This window comes from Mycobacterium sp. Root135 (genome assembly GCF_001426545.1).
GTDB lineage: Bacteria > Actinomycetota > Actinomycetes > Mycobacteriales > Mycobacteriaceae > Mycobacterium.
The window spans coordinates 109346-126416 of record NZ_LMEZ01000004.1 but is presented as its reverse complement, the minus strand read 5'-3'; the positions used below and the strand labels follow the sequence as shown (position 1 = coordinate 126416).

The window sequence follows — 17071 nt, the reverse complement described above, 5'->3', positions numbered from 1 at the left end:
CTCTCCTCTGGGTGTCACCTGATCCGGCCGCTACGCGCGTTTTCTGCACCACGGCTGTGCTCTGGCGCTGAGCCGCTGAAATTGCGACCGTGGTGCAGAAAACGGAGCTAGCGCCGGGAGTCGGACCCTCACCCGAGAGCCGCGTACGCACCCAACTCATCGACGAACCCTTCGGGAAACCGCAGCGAGCCCTTCTGCGTCCGCCGAATGAATCCCGTTGCGGCCCTGGCTGACAACGGCTTGCCCGGATACTGCAAGAAGTCCACCAACGGCAACCGCGGCTCCCACACCGGCCACGGTCCGACGTCCGCCACGTGTACAACGCCGTCGAGGTCGGCCCAGGCCGCCCGGCGCGACCACTTCGTGCCGTCCCACGGCAGGTCGGCCGACGAGTCGTAGCGTCCCGGGTGCCCGAGTCGACTGCCGATCCACGCCGCGACGGGCACGCTCACCGAATTGCCGACCATCCGCCACCGCTCGCCGGGTCGGGCGGCTTCCTCGGCGGGCAGCGTCCAATCGGCGGGAAATCCTTGCAGCCGTTCGGTATCCCGAAGATCGGGGGTCACGTACGCGCCGGACGGCAGGCGAATAGCCGGGGGAGAGGGCACCCCGATCGACGATCCGCACTTGATCGGCGGGACGGCGTCCACCGCCCAGCCGAAGGATCGCATGCCCTCGGTCCAGTAGAAGCCGCAGGCGACGTCCGGATACCCGTAGGCGACGGGCGGTTTCGCGCAGTCGTCGGCCAGCAGCACGTCCCGCGGGTCGCCGACCCGTGACCCGACCAGATACCAGCGGTTGCGCCGCTGCGGCAGGCCGAAGGCATGGGTGTCGACGACCCGGTAGGCCCACCGGTAGCCGAGCTCGGTCAACGCCGACGTCACGACCTTCAGCGCGGCGCCGCGGCCCAACGAGATGAGGAACGGCACGTTCTCCAGCACCACCCACGGCACGTCGCCGCCCTCGAGCAGTCGTAAGACCTCACCGACCAGACTGCTTCTGGCGCCGACGATTCCGGCCTTGCGGCCGACGCTGCTGAGGTCCTGGCAGGGAAATCCCGCGACGACGAGATCGGTGCCCTTCGGCAGCGCGGCGACGTCGCGGACGTCGGCCTCCAGCCTGGTGTCGGGGAACCGTCGGCGCAGCACGTGCATGGCGGGCGAGGAATTCTCGACAAGCAGGTGCGCGTGATGGCCGCTGGCCGCCATGCCCAACTCGAGGCCACCGATGCCCGCGAACAGCCCGGCGACCCTCAGGCTCACCGCAGCCATTCGACCGCGACGGCATAGCTCAGGCGCGAGGGCACTGCGTTGCCGATCATGCGGGCCAGGGCGGTGCGACGCGTGACACCGTCGAAGGAGAACCAGTCCGGAATGTATTGCAGCCGTGCGGCTTCGTGCGCGGTGATGGTCCGACGCCGGCTGGGGTGCACGTAGCGTCCCATGCACATGCTGTAGAAGCCGGTGGTGATGGTCTGCGACGGCCGGTCCCACGCCAACCGGCCGTAGATGGCCTTGTAGCTGTGACCGCCCGAGGCGTGGCATGCCGGACGCTGCCGGTCGGGCAGGTCGAAGTCGCCGTTCTCGAAGAGATAGTCGATGCGCTGGCGCGTCGCCGGTGCCGAGCGGGCGGCCTCGTCGACCAGCCGGCCCGACTCCGGAACCGATTCGAGGTCCTGGAAGGCCCACGCCACCGAACGGCCCTCTCTGCGATGACGATCGGTGACCTCGGCGACGGTCACCGAGTGCGTCAGGCTCGCCATCAAGACCAGTCGTCGTCGGCGTTGGGGGACGCCGATCTCGCTGAGGTCGACCACCCCGACGGAGACGTGATACCCGAGTGCGACGAGGGCGTCGGCGGTGCGCTGCACGACTGCCCTGCGGTCGTTGACGGCTCCCGGGACGTTCTCGATCAGAATGTGTTGCGGGGTAAGCACTTCGGCCGCCCTGACCATGGTGCGGTACAACTCGTTCTTGTCGTCGGAGTGGCGGGTGCGGTTGTTGAAGTCGCTGTGCCCCTGACACGGCGGTCCGCCGACCAGCACGTCGACGTCGGAGTGCCGCTTGGCCAGTAGGCGTTCGGCCGGGTTCAGCCGGGCGCCGACGCGTCCGGGGAACACGGCCTCCACGTCCTGGGTGAGTGTGGTGGCCGACGGGAAGTTGGCGGCGTAGGTCTGCGCGGCCACCGCATCGACGTCGACGGCGAGCACCGGGTCGAACCAGCGGTTCAGCGCGCGCGCCGCCTCGGCCAATCCGATGGACAAGCCGCCGCAGCCGGAGAACAGGTCGACGACGCGCAACGACGTCCTGGCGGAGCCGAAGGGCGGTGCGACGCTGCTTTGCAACCAGGCGCGCTCGGCCTCGTCGGCACACGTCGCCCTGGTCTCCGTGCCGCGATAGCCGGCCATCACGCTGGCGACTGGCCTGCCGTCGCGCCGGGACAGCACCCGTTCATAGCTGCCGTTGCGGGTCCGGAAGCGCTCGAGCCCGACGTCATGCGCGACGTCGGCGATGGTGCTCACCTGCCGATCGTATGCAGCGAGTTCGCCAATAGTGTGGAGGCATGGCCGAGTCCTGGGCGTCCTCACCCGAGGCGCGGGCGCGCATGCGGTCCAACAAGAGCCGCGACACCAAGCCGGAGCTGGCGCTGCGCTCGGCGGTGCACGCCAGGGGGTTGCGCTACCGGGTGTCGGCGAAACCGCTGGCTGGGGTGCGGCGGACGGCCGATTTGGTGTTCACGCGAGCCAAGGTCGCGGTGTTCCTCGACGGTTGCTTCTGGCATGGCTGCCCCGAGCATCACACCGTCGCGTCGGCCAACGCCACGTTCTGGGCCGACAAGGTCGAGGGCAACCGGAAACGCGACCGCGACACCGACGGTCGGCTGGCCGAGGCCGGTTGGGTCAGCGTGCGGATCTGGGAACACGAGGACGTCGTGGAGGCCGCCCGGCGCGTCGAGAGAATCGTCCGCGCCAGGGTTTGACGAGCCGCGGTGGCGGTGGTCACATCTGTCTCGCGGAATAGATCCGACATATGGTTAGTTGTGCTCGGTAGTTCTCTTCGAGCAACGGGGTGCACCATGATCGATCTCAAGGCCATTGCAGTTGGAATCGCCGCAGCGGGCGTTCTGGCGCTCGGACCCTTGGGCGCCGGCGTCGCCAACGCCGCACCCACCGATCCCAGCGCGCCGTCGGTGCAGGGCACCAGCAGCCAGACCGACGCTGTGACGCCGTCGCCGTACGCCGCCTACGGCGGATACGAGCTGTGCTCCATGCCCGGCATGTACTTCGCGAACATCTGCGTCTGAGCGGATCGCTCGCTACCGCAGTGAGTCGATGATCTCGCGCGTCGGGCGGTCGACGATGTCGTCGAAGTCGTGGTGCTTCTTGAGGTAGGCGGCGACCATCGGACACAGCGCGACGATGCGCCTGCCGTCGGCCCGGGTCGCGGCGCTTGCCCTGGCGATCAGCATCGTCGCCAGGCCACGGCCCTCGAAGGCTGGCTCGACCTCGGTGTGCACGAACACCCGGTGGTCGTCGCGCTCCACGAAGCGAGCCAGGCCGGCGCCCTCGCCCTCGACCTCGAGGGTGAACGTGTGCCCCGCACGAGCGATCTGGACCGGTGCTCCGGTCTTGTCCGTCAGCTCGGTCATCGCGCCCCCTTGGCTCCGTACGATCGCCCCGACTTTAGTCCCGACCGTGGCACTGTGACCCAGCTCACAATCGGCGTACGATGGGGCATCTCCCCTGGAAGGAGATGCAGATGAAGGGTGCCCATCGAGATCCCACCGACCATTGCCGCACGACCCAGCCGCATGCCGGTGAGTCGTTCATCGACACGCTCTGGTTGCCAGGACTCATACTCATCATGCTCGGCACCGCCACGATCGCGGGGTTCCTGGCGGCGACGGCGTACAACCGTCCCGAATGGCAACTGCCACTTGGCTTCATCGCCGGTGCACTCGTCACCGCGGGCGCAATTCTCATCACGTTGGAGCATCATCGCGTCAAGCGGGTCGAGGAGCGCTGGCTGGCGGACCATCCGCTGCTCCGCTAGGTCGAATTCGCTAGTTCGCACCGAACTGTGTTGCCAGCGGCAGGAACACGTCGTCGACGATCTCGACGATGGTCTCCGGCTTTGCCGCCGTCATCGTCATGAACAGTTCGTGCCGGAGCAGGTCGACCGGCAGCATGACGATGCGCGGTGACGGCATCGCGGCGATGTCACCGCGGGTGACGGCGCGCTCGAGCACGGTGTCCATCACCGACGGGCCGTCCGGCACGAACCACGCGCGAATCTCCCGTGGCGACCCGCCTGCCTCGTCGTAGAACGCACCGAGTCGCGCGGCGATCAGACCGATTATGCGCGAACGTCTTTCGTTGAATTCGGTCAGCGTCGCCAGCACGTCGCCGCGCAGGCTGCCGGTGTCCGGGGTGGAGATCGAGTCGATCGCGCCGCGGTGGTGGATGACCGCCTTGAGCAGGTCCAGCCGGGACGGCCATCGCCGGTACAGCACCGAGCGGGCCGACGACGAACGTTCGGCCACCGACTCGATGGTGAAGCGCTCGTAGCCGCCGTCGAGGAGCTGATCCCATCCCGCGTCCAGGATCGCGGTTTCGAGGGCGGCTCCGCGTCTGCGCAGCCCCTGCGCTTTGGCGGACGGTGCCTTAGAGGACATTTGCGTATCTTATCGCGGGCGTCTACCGTCGATAAGCAACACTCATGTAGCTAAAGCTCAGAGGACTTCCCATGACCACACGCAGCGCCCTGATCTCCGGAGCGAGCATCGCCGGACCCGTCCTCGCCTACTGGCTGGCCGAAGCCGGGTGGGACGTCACGGTCGTCGAGCGTGCCGAACACCTGCGCACCAGCGGCTACCCGGTGGACGTCCGTGGCACCGCGGTCGACGTCGTCCGTCGCATGGGCCTGCACCGCCAGCTGGTCGCGGCGCACTACCGTCACGTCCCGGTCCAGCTGCTGACCCCCGGCGGACGTCGTCTGTGCACGCTGGACTTCGGCAGCCTGCTCAACAGCTCAGCGGCGGGCGACGTGGAAATCACCCGCGGCGCGCTTGGCGAGATCCTCTACGCCGCCACCAAAGACCGGGTGACCTACGTCTTCGACGATTCGATCGAGAGCCTGACCCAAAACGACGACGGGGTCGACGTCACCTTCCGGCACGGCCAGCCCCAGACCGTCGACGTGGTCGTCGGCGCCGACGGCATCCACTCCAACGTCCGTCGACTCACCTTCGGAGACGAGTCGCAATTCGTCCGCCATCTGGGCCCGTACGCGGCGATCTGGGACCTTCCCGGCGAGATGTTCACGCCGGGGCAGGGCTTCATGCACTCACACGCGGGCCGCACCGCGATGGTCGAGCGTCCGGCCGACGGCGGTCCGACCCGGGCGTTCCTGGCGTTCGTCCACCCCGAGCCGGGCACCGTGGACCGGCACGACGAAAACGCCGTCCTCGCCGCGGTGCGCGAGGCGTTCGCCGAAGATCGTTGGCGCACAGGCGAGGTCGTCGACACGATGGCAGCCGCCGAGGACCTCTACTTCGACACCGTCAGCCAGGTTCGGATGGACGGCTGGAGCTCGGGCCGGGTGGCGCTGGTCGGCGACGCCGCGTACGCACCGGCGTTCCTGTCCGGGCAGGGCACCAGCATCGCCATCGCAGGCGCCTACGTGCTGGCAAGTGAACTCGTCCGCGCCGACCGGCCGGAGGCGGCGTTCGCAGTCTACGAACGCCGGCTGCGCGACTACGTGCAGAAGAATCAGGACCTGGCCTTGCGGAGCGACTCGTCGGTGATCTCGCGGACGCCCGGCCAGCTGCTGCGCCGCAACGCCAAGCTGGTGACGGTGCCGTGGCTGCAGCGCCTTGGCCTCGTGGATCTGCTTCAGGGCCAGCTACGGACGGCCGCCACCGACCTGTCGCTGGCCGACGACGACCTTCGGATCGCGAGCGCCTCGGGGGTCTAGCCGGAATCGCGAAGCCGCAGAGCCAATCCCGTCGCCCGGACCGCGCGCTTCTCGATTGCCGCCCGCACCTCGTCGGCGGACCCCACCACCCGAACCTTGGACTTGGCTCGGGTCACCGCGGTGTAGAACAGCTCCCTGGTCAGCAGGCGGGAGTCGACGGGCGGCATCAGCACCGTCACCTCCGCGGCCTGCGAGCCCTGACTCTTGTGGATCGTCATCGCGTACATCGTCTCCAGGTCGGGCAGTCGACTGGTGGCGAAGGCCCGCGGTTCGCCGGCGCCTGCGATCGCGGCGCGCAACCCGTCGGGCCCGTTCACCGTCACCCCGGTGTCGCCGTTGTACAGACCCAACCCGTAGTCGTTGGCCGTCACCAAGACCGGCCTGCCCGCGTACCAGTCCGACCAAATCGGCTCGCCGGTCGACTCGGTGAGCCACCGCTCGACCTGGTGATTCCAATGCTGCACACCGTGCGGTCCGCGGCGGTGGGCGCACAGCAGCCGATGCTCGTCGAGGATCTCCAGCGCCGTCTTGGCGTCGCCGAGGATGGCGGCCTGTCGTAGCGCAAGGGCTTGCGGCAGAACGACTTTCCGCAGCCCGGCGGACGGGTCGTCGTCGACGATCCACTCGACGTGGTCACCGCCCGCGGCGAGCACCTCGATCGCCGCGTCGGCGTCACCGTCACGGATCGCCGACGCCAGCGCCCCGATCGACTCGCCAAAGCGGTGCGACGTCCGCAGCGCGACCACCGGTGACCCCGTGCCCGCGCCGAGACCGTCGACCAGGTCGGCGAGGACGGCCCCGGCGTCGACCGAGGCCAACTGGTCAGGGTCGCCGACCAACAACAGCCGGGACTGCGGACGCACGGCTTCCAGGAGTCGGGCCATCATCGTCAACGACACCATCGACGTCTCGTCGACCACGATGACGTCGTGCGGCAGACGGTTGCCGCGGTGGTGCCGAAACCGCGACGAACTGTCGGGCCGGCTGCCCAGCAGGCGGTGCAGCGTCGTCGCCTGCAACCCCGAGAGCCGCCGTTGGTCGACGAGGTCCAACTTGTCGATCTCCTGGCGAACGGCCTCCTGGAGTCGGGCGGCCGCCTTACCGGTTGGCGCGGCAAGCGCGATCCGCAGCCGCGCTCCCGACGCCGCCTGCCCGGCGAAGAGGGCCAGCAGCCGCGCGACCGTGGTGGTCTTTCCGGTGCCGGGGCCGCCGGTCAGCACCGTGACCCGTTGCGACAGCGCGATTTCGGCGGCGTCGCGCTGCTCCTCGTAACCGACGGGGAAGAGGCGCTCGACGTCGGCCGCCGACACCACCGCGCCACGCGACACCATCGCCCGCAGGTCGTCGGCGACCTGCTCCTCCTCGCGCCAGTACCGGTCCAGGTACAGCAGGTGCTCCTGGCGGCGCAGCGCGTGCGGCGCCTCCAGCAGCGGGCTGGCCCACACCGCCGCCAACCAGCCGTCGACCGCAGGCCACGGCAGGTCCGCGACGTCGACCTGAGCCTCGACCGACCGCAGGTCCAGGCACACCGACCCGGCCCGCAACCCACGCACCACCAGGGCGAGGGCGAGCATCACGCGCTCGTCGTCCTCCTTGGCCAACGCGCTGAGCCGCTGGGCGACCAGCACGTCGGCGGCGTCGATCACCGCCGCCTCGTTGAACACCGCCAACAGGCCGGTGGCGCCGACGGCCCGCCGCCAGGTGGCGGTGTCGACCGGTTCGACCGAGGTCATGCGGTCACCGTCCCCTCGTCGAGCAGTTCGGACATGGCCACCACCAGTGACGCCGGCGGCTGCCAGTCGAAGACCCCCGCCGGATGCCCGTCGACGACCGGGGTGTCCGCACCGCACATGCCGCGGACGAAGAGGTACAGCACTCCGCCCAGGTGTTCCTCCGGTGAGTAGCCGGGCTGCCGCCACCGCAGAAAGCGATGCAGCACAACGCTGTACAGCAGGGCCTGCAGCGGGTAGTCGGAGTGCAGCATCGCCTCGACCAAGCGCGCGCGTTCGTAGTCCGCCGACGTCAACGAGCCGTCCCCGTCGCCCAGCCAGTTCGACTTGTAGTCGACTACCACGTAGCGATGACCATCGGGGGAGGGGATGCGCAGCACCGCGTCGACTGAGCCGTTGAGGTACCCGCGCAGCGGTTGGTTGCCGAGGGCGTCACCGGTGAGCCGCTCGGCGTAGCCGGCCAGCGGGTCGTCCTCGGGCAGGTGCTCGGCGACCAGGTCGCCGACGTCGCGCAGGTGTATCCGTGGCGCCGTCGCGCCCAGGTCACCTCCTGCCAATGGGAACTCGAAGTCCAACTCCCGCAGGCGGTCCCGCAGACCGATCTGGCGCAGCGTCAGATTTCCGGCCAGCGGACCCAGCGGGGTGTCGTTCATCGGCACCAGTGCGGCTGCCAGGTCGGCGGCGGGCACGTCCACCGGCCACCACACCGAATGCTCGACGATCTGGGCCTCCAGTTCGGCGGCGAGATCGGCCGCGAACGGATCGGCGGTCTCCAGCACCGCGTGCATCAGGGTGCCGAACTTCGCGCCCTTGGGCAGGTCGGCCATCGGAGACGGCAACGCGGGTCCGGTCGAGGGTTGCAGCAACGGAAGCTCGCCGACCTCGTCGTCGAGCGCGACGACCTCCGGTTCGCTGCTGACGCCCGACGTCTCGGCCACCCGGATCAGCCCGGAGTAGGAGGTGCGACGCCAGGTGGTGTCGATGGACCGGTGAAAGTGCCTGGCGTCCAGGCCCGTCGGCACCGGCTCGGCGGGCGGTCGCGGTGCCGGGGTGAGGACCGACTGCTCGAGCACCGGTCCACCGGCGGCCTCCCACTGGCGCAGGCGCGCGAGGGCGTCGTCGTCGGTGATCTTGCTCGGCACGCACCGGTTGGGCACCGCCGCGTCGCCGGGTTGCCTGCCGCGCAGCAGCCGCGACAGTCCACCGTTGGGTTCGTCGTTGGCAGGCGCCCACCACGCCACCACCTGGGACTGCGCCCTCGTCATCGCGACGTAGGTCAGCCGGCTGTCGTCGCCGGCGGACTCCTCGCGACCCAGGCGTTCGACGTCGCGGTAGTCGGGGCTTTCCTTGCCGCCGATGTGCAGGCAGCGGGTCGGCCCGTCGTGGAACAGGATCAGGTCGCGTTCGGGCACCCAGCGGTTGAACGCGAACGGCAGGTACACGATGGGGTATTGCAGCCCCTTGCTCACCCACACCGTCATGATCTGGACGGCCGCGGCGTCGCTGTCCAGTCGCCGGTTGCGCTCCGCCGTCCCGCCGCGGTCGTCGCGCTCGGTGCGCAACCAGTCGCGCAGGGCGGGCAGCGAATGGTGCTCCCGATGCGCCACGTCCTGCAGCAGCTGCGTCATGTGCGCCAGGTCGGTCATGTGCCGTTCACCGTCACGCCAGGACAGCACGCGTTTGAGCATGCCGCGCAGCTGGGCGGCTTCGAAGATCGCCGCGACCCCGCGTTCGCGAGCGTGTCCGGCCCACTCCCGCAACGTCTCCGCGATCTCGTCGGTGAGGTCGTCGCCGCCGTCGACCAGGTCCTCTGCGGTCTTGCCGAAGAACATCGTCGCCGCGGCGGCGCGCACCACCCCGGCGCGGTGCGGCTGGTCGAACGCCTCCAACAATGACAGCCAGTCGTCGGCGGCTTGGGAGGCGAAGATGTCGGAGTCGCCGGTATAGACCGCCGGGATCCCGGCCCGGCCCAGTGCGAGCTGACAGATCCTGGCGTCCTTGTGCGTCTCGACGATGATCGCGACGTCACCCGCCTGCACCGGCCGGCCGTCGAACGTGGCTCCGCTGGCGAGCAGCGCACCGATGTCTCCGGCGAGGTCCTTGCCGATGTGCTGGCGCAGGTCGTTGATCGACACGTTCTGGGTTCCCCTGCGCCCGAACGTGGTTCGCTCGACGACCCGCAGGCGGAACGGTTCGACGTTGGGTGCGCCGACCAGTCGGCACCCCTTGTTGTGCGCGTCCACGTCGTGCACGACGATCGCGGGGTCGCCGAGCTCTGCGCCCCTCAGCACGGCCTGCAGCCGGTCGACGAGCGCACTGTCGCTACGCCAGTTGGTGCCGAGGGTCTTCTTGGCACCCGCAGTCTCGGCGGCACTGAGATAGGTGACGATGTCGCCGCCGCGGAAGGCGTAGATCGCCTGCTTGGGGTCACCGATGAGGACGACGGTGGACCGGCCGCTGAAGGCCCTGTCGATCACCTGCCACTGGACGGGGTCGGTGTCCTGGAATTCGTCGACCATCACGATGGGCCAGCGCCGGTGCATCCGCAGCCGGGCGGGGGAGTCCTCGGCGTCGAGGGCCTCCGCGAGCCGGGTGAGCAGGTCGTCGTAGCCCAGGATGCCCAGCCTGCGCTTGCGCGTCTCCAGTTCGGCGAGAACGTGATTGGCGAAGCTCGTGCAGACTGCGGCCCGCGACTCCGGCGGCGGATCGATTGGCCGCAACTCGGTGGCCGGGTTGTTGACGACCTCCCTCGCGAGCTTCAGCGCGTCGGGGTAACTCAGCGCCGGGTCGTCGCGCTGCTGACCGAAGTGCGCAAGGTAGAGGTCGTCGACGACCTCGGTGACCAGATCGGTGAGACTCTCCACCAGCGTCACGTGAGAGTCGGAGTCGCCGGCGACGCCCAGCGACTTGAGCACCAGTTGGCAGAACTGATGGGTGGTGGCGATCGTCGCGGCGTCGAAGTCCGCCAACGCATCTCGCAGGTTTCGCTTGCGGTCGGCACGTTCGGACTCGGTACCCGTCACCAGGTAGTCGACCAAATCGTTGTCACCGACCGGGGGCGGGTCGTCGAAAGCCGCTGCCGCGTCGGTGATCTGGCGGCGGACGCGGTCGCGCAGCTCCTGGCTGGCCGCCCGGCCGAAGGTGATGAGCAGCATCTGGTCGAGCGTCGCCACCCCGTCGGCGACGTAGCGCGTCACCAATCCGGCCAGGGCGAACGTCTTACCCGTTCCCGCACTCGCCTCGAGCACCGTCGTGGATGCCGCGGCGGGGAGGTCGCCAAGGAGGTCGAAACGTTCCATCAGACGGTCACTTCCGCGCGCAGCATCGGCAACCAGAGCCGGGATGAGTAGGCGCCGAGTCGATGCGTCTCGCCGTCGACCTCCTCGCCGGGCCGCAGGGGTTGCATGAGCTCCTTGAGCCAGGCGTTCGCGCCCCAGGCCCGAACCTGGGCGGGGTCCTGATCCTCGGCGGGATACATGCCCGACTTCCACCTGAAGGAGGCCTCCCGTTCGGGGTCGCCACCCTCCAGGCGGGCGCTCGCCCACGCGTAGGACGTCTTCACGGGCAGCGGCAGGGGCTCGCGGCGGCCGGCGTCGTAGATCGCCACCAGGTCGCGAAGCAGGTCGGCCGCCGGCTGCCGCGGTTGCCCGAGACCCCGCTGGCTTGGCCGGGCCGACCGCCGAGCCCGCCCGATGCAGACGGCCGTCCAGTCCCGGTCGGGATGCTGGGCGTACAACGCCAGCAACGGAATCCACGACGCAAGTAGATGCTTGCCGTCCAGCTTGGAGTAGGTGACCGAGACCAGGTGGTCGTCGAAGACCGGCGACACGGTGCCAGTCAGCCGGCGGCCGGCACCCAGGTCGACGTCCACGTCGTAGGCCTCCGGGTCGGCCGTGCGATGGGCGAGTGCGGTGCTGGCGAGCACGGTCGCCTGCTCCCGCAGCTCCCCGGCCTTGCGCCACCCGAGTTGCCCCGGCGGCAGGGTGCCCCGGCGCCACTCGGCCTGCCGGGCGTCGTCGGGACTCATGCCACGCAGCATGTCGGTGAGCATCCGGTCGCCGACCGCCCACTGCTCGAGGGCGTCGATGTCGACCGAGATCTCGTCGGAGACGCCGTCGACGTCCCACGGCAGGGTGTACTCCAGCGCCCGGAAGAACCCCTTCACCGGATCCTTGAAGAAGCCGACCAGATCGGCCAGCGCGACGTCGTCGTGCGGCTGGGCGGGCAACGGACCGGAGATGAACTTCGGCTGCTCGGAGCGCTCGCTGCTGCTGGCTCTGGCGGCCTTGAGCACCGTGGAGTCGAAGGTGAACGGCACGCCGGGCACCAGCTTGCCGGGCATCACGTTGCGAATGTCGAAGGGCTGCAACGGGTGATGGACCACGACCTGCTCGCGGACGCGCTGCGGCGTGGTGGCGTCCAGGGCGTCGAGCAGCTCGGCCAGCGGCACCGCGGGCGGCCGCGGTTGCCCGGAGTTGGCGTTGGCACCGGTGTAGGTGACCACCAACTTCTCGGTGGCCGCGCCGACGGCGTCGAGCAACAGTTGCCGGTCCTCGGAGCGACTGTCCCGCTCACCGGTCAACGGATTGCGGGCCAGCACGTCGTCCCCGTCGGTGACGCCCTGGCGGGGGAAGACGCCGTCGTCGAGACCGACCAGACAGACCACCCGGTGAGGCACCGACCGCATCGGCACCATCGTGCACACCGTCAGCGTGCCGGTGCGGAAGTTGGCCCGGGTCGGCCGGCCCGCCAGGTGACGTTCCAGCAGCGCCTTGACGTCGGGCAATCGCAGCACGGTGCTCGCCCGCGGCCCCGCGTCGGTGAGCACCCGACCGAACTCACGCTGCATCTGACTGGTCTGCCACGCGTCGGCGTCGTCCACCCGGGTCATCATCGTGATGCCCTCGGTCAGCGCGTGCAGCCAGTGCTCGAGCGGATGGTCGCCGGTGAGCGCGACGACGGTGCGCTCCAACCGGTCCACGAACTCGGCGAGCTGCCCGGCGAGCTCCACGCGGTTGCTGCCGACGTCGTCCAGCGGCAGGGTGGCTCCGACCCAGGCGTGCGCATCGTCGGACATGGCCACCCCGGTGAGCACCCTGTCGACGCCGAAACGCCATGTGTTGTGGACGAAGTCGACGCCGTAGGGCTGACGGTGCTCCTGGTCGAACCCCCAGCGGACGTTCGCCTGGCGTACCCAGCGGGTGATGTCCTCGAGGTTGTCGTCGGTGAATCCGAAGCGGGCCCGCACCGGGGCGGACTGGGCGAGGTTGAGCACCTCGCTGGCGGTCACCCGGCTGCCGGCCAGCGCGAGCAGCTGGGATGCGACGCCCAGCAACGGATTCGTTTGCACCAGTGAACGATCCGCGAGCCGCATCCTCAGTTGGTGGGCCGGGTGGGCGCCGCGCAGCACGTCGCCGAGGCCGAAGTCGGCGTTGATCAGCGGCGCGTACGCCTCGACGTCGGGGCACATGACCAGGATGTCGCGGGGCTCGAGCGTCGGGTCGTCGGTGAGCAGGCCGAGGAGCACCTCGCGCAGCACGTCGACCTGCCTGGCCTGGCCGTGGCACGCGTGCACCTGGACGGATCGGTCATCCGCCGTCGCCGTCCGCCCTTGCGGCCGAACGGTATTCGCGGCGATGTCGGACTGCAGCCAGCCCAGCAGCGTGGCGGGATGTTCACGGCCGCCGAGGCTTTCGTCGGTGGCGAGGTCGGTGGGCAGGATCATCTGCAGCTCGCGCAGATCCCTTCCGAGGGTGGCGAGCAGCGGGTGGTGCACGGCGCGATGGCTGGCGTCGTCGCGACGGGGGACGGGACCGCGAGCCCCCGCCAGAGCGCGCCACATGTCGTCACTGGGATGCGGCAGCCACAGGTGCACGTCGTGGTGGGTCGACAACGCGTCGACGAGCTCGATCTCGGTGATCGGCAACCTGGTGTGGCCGAACAGGGACAGCCGCGGCGGCAGGTCGGACGGCGACTTACGAAGGCGGGCAACGGTTTCCCGATTTCGTACGTGCGGAGGGTCGGCGTCGACCCGGTCTACGAGCGCCTGCCACAGCGGAGGTTGCCAGCCGAGGTCGGCGTCGAGGTCGACGGTACCGGCGCGCCAGTCGGCGAGAAGCTGCGGGCGCTGGCGGGCATACGACGCGAACAGCCCCGCGATCCGGCGGGCCACGGAGTAGCGCCTGCCCTGCCGCAGCTCCATCTCCTCGCCGGTGGTGAAGTGGCCGAGGTGCGTGGCCAGCGTCCGGCACCACGGCTGGTCGAGGCTCTCGTCTATGACCTCGAGCAGCGGCCACACCATGGCGTCGGGTGACCAGGGATCGTCGTCGGCGGTGCCGGTGATCTCGGCAATCAGCGAGTGCGGGTTCCGGAACTGGACCCCCGCACACACGCCGTCGGCACCCGTACCGCGGCCGAGGACGTGGGACAGGCGCTGGCTCAGCCACCGCTCGACGCCGCGGGCGGGCACCAAGACCAGCTCCATCGCGAAGGGATCGTCGAGGGGTCGGCTGAGAAGGGCGCCAAGACCGTCGGCGAGGAGGTCGGTCCGCTCGGCACGGTGAAGGTGAAGCGACATTTGACGCCAGCCTAGGGGGCGCCACCGACAGAGGTCGCGGCAATTGCCATCGATCCAGGCGCCGCTTCACAGTAATTGCCCAGGAACACCGCATACCGTATGCGGCGGAGCTCCCCCCAGCTCCATAGATGGCTCGGCCCCGTCACGACCTCCCCCCCTGTAGTGACGGGGCCGACATCGTCTATAGGGTCCATGGCGATGGCCGACCAACAGCTCAGGGACCAAATCCTTCGGCGAGCCGCTGCCGACGACGACCTCGGCGCACGTGCGCGGCTGGTGGTGTCCGCCGCCTGGAACGACCTTCCCGCCAACGCCCCGCTGACCGCGGCCACGGATCGGGTCGACGCCCAGGTCGAGCTGCTGGAGCGACATCACGCCGCCGCCTCGACCGCACCGGATGCCGACGGAGTCGAACGAGCCTGTGCGGCAATGCGATCGGCGGCCAGTGGGCAGGCTGACGCGGAGCGCGTCGCGGACGCCCTCTCCGCCGACCGCATCCAGTTCCTCGAGACCAGCCTGGAATTCCACGCCAGGCACGGGACCCAGCCGTGCCCGGTGTGCGCGGCGAGCGCACTGGACGACGAATGGGTGGGGCGGGCACGCGCCGCGCTGGCCGCGGAGAAGGACGCCGCGAGCGCGTTGCGGGTCGCCAGGTCCGCGGCGCACCGGGCTCGCCAAACGTTGACCGCACTGGTCCGCGCGGTGCAGGCGCCACCCGCCGAGGACGCCGGGCTGTCGGAGATCGTCGCGGCCCGCGTCGCGCACCAGTCGTTCACCATGCTGCCGACCGACGACGACGGCGCGCTGGCCGATCACGTCGCCGGCGCATTACCTGAAATTTCCGCGGCCTACGACGCGCTCGGGACGGCCGCTGCGGCCGAACTACAAGCCGCCCGCCAGGCGCGGGCGTGGCTGCAGGGGTTCCCGTCACCGCGCGAGCAGACATAAAGGGCCCTCATTCGCGGCAAATGAGGGCCATTTATGTCTGGTCGCGGGAAGGGCTGGCTAGCTGCGGGTGAACTCCTCGGGCAGGCCGTCGATGCCCGCTTGGATCGCCGCGATCGCGTCCGCGCGGGCCTTGAGCTTGCTGGCCCGGTGGGCCTTGGGGTGCAACCCGGCGGCGGCCTCGGCGGCCACGTCGTGGGCGCGGGCCAGCACGTTGCCGTCCTCGACGATCTCGTCCAGCCAGCCGGCGCGCACCGCGTCCTCGCCGGTGAACACGGCCGCCATGGAGACCGCACGCTGAAAGGCCGCGCGCGTCAACCGGTTTCGCATGATCTCGATGGCCGAGATGGGCAGCACCATGCCAATGGCAACCTCGTTGGCCTGGAACCGCGAGCTGGGCGACCCGACCCGGTGGTCACCGGTCAGCATCAGGAATGACCCCATGGCGATGGCCGGACCCGTCGCCGCCATGATCACCGGTACCGGAAAGCTCAGCAGCCGGATCGACAGCTCGAACCCGCCGGAGAGCATGCCGAGTGCGGCGGCCGCGTCACCGGAGTTGAAGACGCTGAGGTCGAAGCCCGCGCTGAACACCCGCGAGTTGCCCGCGATGACGACGGCCTTGACCTCGCCGTCGCCGGCGGCCTTCTCCGCGCGGTCGAGCGCGGCGTTGACGTTCTGCTGCATCGCCGGCGACAGCACGTTGACCTTGCCGTCGTCGAGCGTGATCGTGGCGACGGATTCGGTCTGCTCGTAGGCAACGGTGCTTGTCATGAGCCGATCGTACTTAGCGCGAGTGCGCGGAATGACGGCCAGTCGACCCGTTCTTCTGGATCCACGGGAGGTCGAGCTCGGTGGTCTCGTCGAACTGCCGCGTGCGCCAGCGGTCCTGGGTTTCGGCCGTGGCCTTGTTCATCCGGTCGATCTCGGCGCGGAACACGTCGGGCTGGGTCTCCTTGGACGCGTAGTGGAAGTAGGACAGCACGCTGCGCAGCAGTTCGAGTTTCTGCTTCTCGCGCTTGGCCAGGTCGTGGGTGGTCATCAGCTCGATGCGCTGTACCGGCGGCAGGGTGCCCCAGTCGAGACGGAACTTCGTCTCGAAGGTCTCCCTCTTGTTCCACGGCCCGGGCTTCTTCGCCTTGGACTTGGGACGCGGTTGGTCCGAGTAGGTGAGCGTGCCCTCGAACCGGTCCTGGATGGCCCCGCCGAGCTCCGCACGACTGATGGCGGAGTCCCACACCGTCCGCCACTCCTGCCCCGGGGCTAAAGACAGCAGTTCGCTGGGCAGGTCGAGCTCGGCCACCTCGGGTGGGCCGTCGGGCCGGGCGTCTTCGTAGGCGGCGACTGTCGGATGAGTGACGAAGTCGAGGCGGATGTCGTGGGCGGCGGTCTGGCCGAAGTTGCGGACCACCAGCTCGATGACGTGCCAATCGGAGGCGTGCGGTTCCATGTACATCGAGACCTGGGGGCGCACCTGCTCGGTTTTGAGCTGCCTGTTGCGCTTGAGCTGCCGGTTTGCCCACACCAGCACGACGATGCCGAGCGCCAGGGCAGCCCACGCAGCGATCGCCAGCCAACCCCCGGATCCGAGGTTGCTCAGATCGGTGAGCCGATCGTTGATCCAGTCCACTGCGCCCCTGCCTCATTGCATTGCGTTTGCCCAAGACTTTAGTGCGTCACTGACGGTGGCGTAAACACGAAACGGCGAGCCTGTTAGCCGACTGTCAACTGTTCGAACCCAGCGGGGAGTCGGGCCGTGCGTCCGGAGCGCAATTTGCTCGGTGGGCCGGTCGGTGGAATGCCCCGGTGCCCGCCCGCGTGGGGGCGGTGTGCCCTGACCTCAA

Annotated in this window: 14 protein-coding genes; 5 read left to right on the top strand and 9 right to left on the bottom strand. The window is 69.4% G+C overall.

Going from position 1 to position 17071, the window contains the following annotated elements:
- Positions 1–128: 128 nt before the first annotated feature.
- Both ASD37_RS08390 and ASD37_RS08385 read right to left on the bottom strand, forming a co-directional pair.
- Positions 129–1271 carry a DNA cytosine methyltransferase gene (locus ASD37_RS08390; RefSeq protein WP_056550526.1) on the bottom strand — a complete coding sequence of 381 codons (1143 nt, stop codon included), beginning with the start codon at positions 1269–1271 and terminating at the stop codon, positions 129–131.
- Complete coding sequence (locus ASD37_RS08385) at positions 1259–2521, bottom strand: DNA cytosine methyltransferase (RefSeq protein ID WP_056550525.1); 1263 nt, start codon at positions 2519–2521, stop codon at positions 1259–1261. Before ASD37_RS08385 ends, ASD37_RS08390 begins: the two co-directional genes overlap by 13 nt.
- A 41-nt stretch (positions 2522–2562) precedes the next feature.
- Here ASD37_RS08385 and ASD37_RS08380 point away from each other — a divergent pair, with 41 nt between their 5' ends.
- Both ASD37_RS08380 and ASD37_RS08375 read left to right on the top strand, forming a co-directional pair.
- Positions 2563–2979 (top strand): very short patch repair endonuclease, encoded by a 417-nt coding sequence (locus ASD37_RS08380; RefSeq protein WP_082570037.1) that lies wholly within the window; start codon positions 2563–2565, stop codon positions 2977–2979.
- A gap of 96 nt (positions 2980–3075) precedes the next feature.
- Positions 3076–3303 carry a hypothetical protein gene (locus ASD37_RS08375; RefSeq protein WP_056550524.1) on the top strand — a complete coding sequence of 76 codons (228 nt, stop codon included), beginning with the start codon at positions 3076–3078 and terminating at the stop codon, positions 3301–3303.
- A gap of 12 nt (positions 3304–3315) precedes the next feature.
- On the opposite strand, the gene ASD37_RS08370 is transcribed toward ASD37_RS08375, so the two are convergent.
- Positions 3316–3648 carry a GNAT family N-acetyltransferase gene (locus ASD37_RS08370; protein WP_056550523.1) on the bottom strand — a complete coding sequence of 111 codons (333 nt, stop codon included), beginning with the start codon at positions 3646–3648 and terminating at the stop codon, positions 3316–3318.
- Between the two features lie 110 nt (positions 3649–3758).
- Here ASD37_RS08370 and usfY point away from each other — a divergent pair, with 110 nt between their 5' ends.
- Complete coding sequence (gene usfY, locus ASD37_RS08365; RefSeq protein ID WP_056550995.1) at positions 3759–4052, top strand: protein UsfY; 294 nt, start codon at positions 3759–3761, stop codon at positions 4050–4052.
- Between the two features lie 10 nt (positions 4053–4062).
- Here the strand turns inward: usfY and ASD37_RS08360 are convergent, their stop codons facing one another.
- Positions 4063–4674 carry a TetR/AcrR family transcriptional regulator gene (locus ASD37_RS08360; RefSeq protein ID WP_056550522.1) on the bottom strand — a complete coding sequence of 204 codons (612 nt, stop codon included), beginning with the start codon at positions 4672–4674 and terminating at the stop codon, positions 4063–4065.
- A 71-nt stretch (positions 4675–4745) separates the two neighbouring features.
- Here ASD37_RS08360 and ASD37_RS08355 point away from each other — a divergent pair, with 71 nt between their 5' ends.
- Positions 4746–5975: an FAD-dependent monooxygenase gene (locus ASD37_RS08355; protein ID WP_056550521.1), complete on the top strand. Its 1230-nt coding sequence runs from the start codon at positions 4746–4748 to the stop codon at positions 5973–5975.
- On the opposite strand, the gene recD is transcribed toward ASD37_RS08355, so the two are convergent.
- The 3 genes from recD to recC are packed head-to-tail and all read right to left on the bottom strand — an operon-like array spanning position 5972 to position 14282.
- The gene (recD, locus tag ASD37_RS08350; RefSeq protein ID WP_056550520.1) at positions 5972–7708 is read right to left on the bottom strand and encodes an exodeoxyribonuclease V subunit alpha; all 1737 of its coding nucleotides are present in this window, start codon (positions 7706–7708) and stop codon (positions 5972–5974) included. The two genes, ASD37_RS08355 and recD, sit on opposite strands and share 4 nt — an antisense overlap.
- Positions 7705–11004 carry an exodeoxyribonuclease V subunit beta gene (gene recB / locus ASD37_RS08345; protein ID WP_056550519.1) on the bottom strand — a complete coding sequence of 1100 codons (3300 nt, stop codon included), beginning with the start codon at positions 11002–11004 and terminating at the stop codon, positions 7705–7707. Before recB ends, recD begins: the two co-directional genes overlap by 4 nt.
- A complete protein-coding gene (gene recC / locus ASD37_RS08340) occupies positions 11004–14282 on the bottom strand; it encodes an exodeoxyribonuclease V subunit gamma (RefSeq protein ID WP_056550518.1) in 3279 nt (1092 codons plus the stop codon). The genes recB and recC overlap by 1 nt, the downstream gene beginning before the upstream one ends.
- A gap of 198 nt (positions 14283–14480) precedes the next feature.
- Between recC and ASD37_RS08335 the strand changes: the two genes are divergently transcribed.
- The gene (locus tag ASD37_RS08335) at positions 14481–15230 is read left to right on the top strand and encodes a hypothetical protein (protein WP_156720794.1); all 750 of its coding nucleotides are present in this window, start codon (positions 14481–14483) and stop codon (positions 15228–15230) included.
- A gap of 57 nt (positions 15231–15287) precedes the next feature.
- Here ASD37_RS08335 and ASD37_RS08330 read toward each other — a convergent pair whose 3' ends face one another.
- A complete protein-coding gene (locus ASD37_RS08330) occupies positions 15288–16001 on the bottom strand; it encodes a crotonase/enoyl-CoA hydratase family protein (RefSeq protein WP_056550516.1) in 714 nt (237 codons plus the stop codon).
- A gap of 13 nt (positions 16002–16014) precedes the next feature.
- On the bottom strand, positions 16015–16857 hold the full coding sequence (locus ASD37_RS08325; RefSeq protein ID WP_056550515.1) for a hypothetical protein: 843 nt from the start codon (positions 16855–16857) through the stop codon (positions 16015–16017).
- Positions 16858–17071 lie beyond the last annotated feature (214 nt).